Raw genomic sequence first — 4,314 nt, forward strand, 5'->3', positions numbered from 1 at the left:
AACGCCGTCCACTGGTACAGCTGGATGTTCACGCCGAGGTAGGAGGCCCGCTGGCCGTTTTCCCGGATCGACTTCAGGGTCGCCCCGAAGGGGGAAGAACGGATCCGGCGGAGCAGCTCCACGGACAGCCCCACGACCACGAGCACGAAGTAGTACATCGCCTGTGTGGAGCCGATGTCGACTCCGGTCAGGCCGGCGAGCGAGATCGGCTTTATCGGAATCCCCTGGATCCCGTTGTCGCCGCCGGTGAACCCGTACCATTTGAAGACGACCGCAAAGATGAGCTGGCCGAAGGCCAGGGTGAGCATGGCGAAGTGCACCCCCGACAGCCGGACGCAGAAAAACCCGATGACGCCGGCCACCGCGGCCGCCACCACCGGCGACAGGGCCAGGGCGGGCAGCGTGCCGAACCCGGCCTTGGTGAGGAGGAGCCCCACCGTGTAGGCCCCGACCCCGAAGAACGCGGCCTGCCCGAACGAGAGCAGCCCCGTCGTCCCCAGGAGGAGATTGAAGGCGACGCCCATCAGGGAGGCCACGAAGATCTGCGTCAGCAGGTACTGGTAGAACCGGCCCGCGAACAGGGGGACCAGGAGAAGCAGGAGCAGCGGGGCCCACCGCACGGCCGGGTGGACGGTGAAGTGGACCGGCGAGATCTCCTGCGCCTCCATCGCGAGGTTCTTCTCGGAGAGCGCCTTGACCTTGAGCGGGCGCCCGAAGAGACCCCACGGCCGGACCACGAGCACGGCCACCATCAGCAGGTAGATGAGGGCCATCTCGAACTCGGGGAAGACGATGATCCCGATCGTCTCCAGGGCGCCGATGAGGATGGACCCGATGAGAGCGCCCCACAGGTTCCCCAGCCCCCCGATCACCACCACGACGAAGGACTCGATGATGACTTCGGTCCCCACCCCCGGGAACACGGTCCGCACCGGCCCTGCCAGCGCTCCGCCGAGCCCCGCCAGGATCGCACCGAACGCGAACACCAGGGTGAACAGCGCCGACATGTTGATCCCCAGGGCGTCGGCCATCTCCCGGTCGGAGGAAGTCGCCCGGACGACTTTCCCCGTCTTCGTCTTGTAGAGCAGGTACCAGAGCAGCAACGCCACGGCGGGCGCCAGGATAACGACGAGGAGGGTGTATACCGGCACGGTCCCGCCGAAGAGGGTGACCGACCCCGACAGAACGTCGGGCTTGGGGATCGACTTGAACTCCGGCCCGAAAACGATCTTGGCCAGGTCGTCGATGATGAGGACCAGCGCGTAGGTGAGCAGGAGCTGGTAAATCTCTTCCTGTATATAGATGCGCCTCAGAAGCCCCATCTCGATGACCACGGCGATGAGGGCGACGCCCAGGGGTGCCGCAAGAAACGCCAGGAGGAACCCGCCTGTGCCGACCAGCTGCAGCGTGACCCAGTACATGAAGTACGCCCCGAGCATGTACAGCGCGCCGTGGGCGAAATTGAGGATGTTCAGCACCCCGAAGACCAGCGTCAGCCCGACGAGATGAGGAAGAGGAACGCCGCCTGCCGCAGGGCGCTCAAAACCTGGACGGTCAAGAAGGAAAGATCCATAAACTCCGCCCGCTCGGGGTAAGGGGGGCCTGCCCTTTTGGCAGGACCCCCGGTACTTCCGTTGCTCGCCTACTTGTTCCCTTCCTGCGCCTTTTTCCACTCGTCGATCGAGTAGAGCACCTTCTCGGCCGGGAATACCTCGGCGTTGCCGACGATTGCGAACGGATACGCCTTGTCGAACACCGTCTCCCCCACCATGAAATCACTTGTGAGCTGGTGGTCTTCCTTCCGGAGCGTCGCCTTCCCGCGGGGGGAGTCGATCGTCAGTCCCTCGAGGGCGGCGATGACCTTGTCGGTGTCGAGGGAGCCGGCTTTCTTGATCGCCTCGGCCAGGAAGTACACGCCGTCATACCCCTCCGCCGCCCAGGCGCTTGGGTAATCCTTGAAGTCGGCCATGAACGCCTTCACGAACTCCTGGTTCCGCTTGGTTGCAGGCCAATGGAAGTAGTACCGCTGGTCGACGATCAGGCCCGTGGGCATCTCCTTGCCCAGCGCCTTGGCGACGGTGATGTCCCCGCCGGTTGCGATGATCCACTTCATCTTGTTGAACAGGCCGTAGGGCATCGCCTGCTTGATGAAGGCGACCAGGTCGCCGCCCCACAGGGTGCAGAACACGGCGTCGGGCTTCGCTTGGAGAATTGCGTTGATGTAGGAGGTGTAGTCCGGGATGAAGAGCTTGGGCCACTGCTCCCCGATGAACTCCGCCTTCGGGTTCTGTTCCTTGGTCCTGGCCTTGAAGATCTCCCACATCGTCCGGCCGTACTCGTAGTCCGGCCCGATATTGTAGAACGTCTTCAGCTTCTTGTGCTTCGAAGCGGCGTACATCGCCAGGGAATTGGCCTCCTGCGAGTTGCAGGTGCCGGCCCGGAAGGTGTACCGGTTCCACTTCTCCTTGGTCAGTGCGTCCGTCGACGCAACCGTGTCCATGAAGATCACCTTCTCCTGCTTGGCGACTTCGGCGACCGCCAGGGAGCCCGCGGAGCTCACCACACCGAAGAGGAAGTTCACCCCGTCTTTCTGTATGTACCGCTTCGAAAGGGTCACCCCCTCCTGCACGTTGGCCTTGTCGTCGGCCGACAGCAGCTCGAACTTCTTCCCGAGCACCCCCCCCATGGCGTTGATCTCCTTGACCGCGAGCTCCGCCCCCTGCTTGCACGCGATCCCCAGGTCCGAGGCGCGGCCCGACAGCGGAAACATGCCGCCCAGCTTGATGGTGTCCGCGGCGAACGAAGTGGCCGCAAACAGCAGCACCAGAAATCCTGCCACCAGAACCTTTCTCATTCTCCTCCTCCTTTTCGTGACCGCCTTGCTGCGCGGCCCATTTTGGTTTCCATCGTCGATCAATTCCGCGCCGGTCGCGGCGGGACGATGATCGCTTCCCCGTCGAGCACCGTTTCCTTTCTCTGATTGAAGCACTGCGTCCGCAGCCGCATCCGCCTCTCCGAGATCAATTCCACCACTTCCGCGCGGGCGGTGATCTCGTCGCCGATCTTGACGGGGCCCAGGAAGTTGAGCGTCTGCGAGAGATAGAGGCAGCCGGGACCGGGTAGCTTCATTCCGATGACGGCGGAGATGAGCCCCGCGGTCAGGATCCCGTGGGCGATCCGCTCCCCGAAACGGGACTTCGCGGCGAACTCCTTCGATATGTGGATCGGGTTCCGGTCGCCGGTGATCCCCGCGAAGAGGAAAATATCTTCCTCGGTGATCACCTTCGTCATTTCGGCGGAATCGCCGACCTTGAACATCCTTCCCCCTGCTCTTGATGGAAGTAAAACAGCGTCATGCAATGGCAGTGCCGGATATGCATTCTACGGTAGTAACTACGCGGATCTGCCTAATAAATAAGGGAGAGTATCCCGCTTGCTGTTTTTCTTCAGGAAGCGCATAACCGCCATATTTTGTACCAAAAAAGGAACACTACGCATTTTATTTTTCCGTATGCAGGACAAATCGGCTGATTAATTAGTGAGCGTTACAAACGTACCATTAATGGTACATGTCCCCAAAATGGTTCACTCTGGCGAGCCGTTGCGCGTGGAATTGAAGGACCAGCAAGAAAAAGGTTCTCGGCGAACCCGTGGGCGACGTCTCGACATGCGAGAATCCGGAGACCATCGACGGGATCGCTGACGTAAAGCAGAGGATTTCGGTTTCCATACGCGGAAACGCCCGCTTCAAAATTGGAAACGGGCGTTTTTTGTCCGGATTACCGGCAACTCGGGCAGGTGAAAACCGTCGGGGCGATGCCCATTTTCTTTTCGAAGACTTCCGCGACGGACGACGGCAGAAAGTAGTTGCCGCACTTCCCGCACGTGAGCATCTTGGCCTCGCGCACGATCATCTTCTTTTCGCCCGCGTAGCGGCTGATCGTGCGAACGCCGTTTTCCTCCGTCATGGCGATGCAATGCGTGGGGCACACGTACACGCAGGTGCCGCAGGCGATGCAGACCGGGTTTTTGTCGCGGTACGGCGACGTGACCTCCCGCTTTTCGCCGCGCCTCTCGTAGCCGATCGCGCCCACGCCCACGATCTCGCCGCAGGCCCGCACGCACATCCCGCACAGGATGCAGTCGTCGTTCTTTTTCGTGAGCCGTTCGATGGGCGCGACGCCGTATTGCGCGGCGAAGTCGAGCACGTCCTTTTGCCGGTCGCACCGCGCGAGCAGCAGTTGGATGAGCCACTTGCGGTTGTTTCGGATCCGCTCCGAATCGGTCGTGACCGTCAAGCCGTCCTTGCGGATC

Annotated in this window: 4 protein-coding genes; all 4 read right to left on the reverse strand. The window is 61.8% G+C overall.

Annotation, left to right across the window (positions count from 1 at the left end):
- On the reverse strand, positions 1–1,478 hold a 1,478-nt coding region (locus tag A2Z13_10950), incomplete at its 3' end, for a hypothetical protein (GenBank protein ID OGP76506.1).
- A gap of 164 nt (positions 1,479–1,642) precedes the next feature.
- Positions 1,643–2,854, reverse strand: a complete 1,212-nt coding sequence (locus tag A2Z13_10955) for a hypothetical protein (protein ID OGP76507.1) — start codon at positions 2,852–2,854, stop codon at positions 1,643–1,645.
- Positions 2,855–2,913: 59 nt separating this feature from the next.
- Positions 2,914–3,318, reverse strand: a complete 405-nt coding sequence (locus A2Z13_10960; protein ID OGP76508.1) for a hypothetical protein — start codon at positions 3,316–3,318, stop codon at positions 2,914–2,916.
- A gap of 461 nt (positions 3,319–3,779) precedes the next feature.
- Positions 3,780–4,314 (reverse strand): hypothetical protein (locus A2Z13_10965; protein OGP76509.1); only part of this gene is annotated, 535 nt, incomplete at its 5' end.

Source organism: Deltaproteobacteria bacterium RBG_16_64_85 (genome assembly GCA_001798885.1).
In the GTDB taxonomy this organism is placed as follows: Bacteria; Desulfobacterota; Deferrimicrobia; order Deferrimicrobiales; family Deferrimicrobiaceae; genus FEB-35.

Bases quoted from the DNA above. Each gene is read 5' to 3' on its own strand.
- A2Z13_10960 (OGP76508.1), bottom strand. From the start codon at position 3,318: ATGTTCAAGGTCGGCGATTCCGCCGAAATGACGAAGGTGATCACCGAG.
- A2Z13_10955 (OGP76507.1), bottom strand. From the start codon at position 2,854: ATGAGAAAGGTTCTGGTGGCAGGATTTCTGGTGCTGCTGTTTGCGGCC.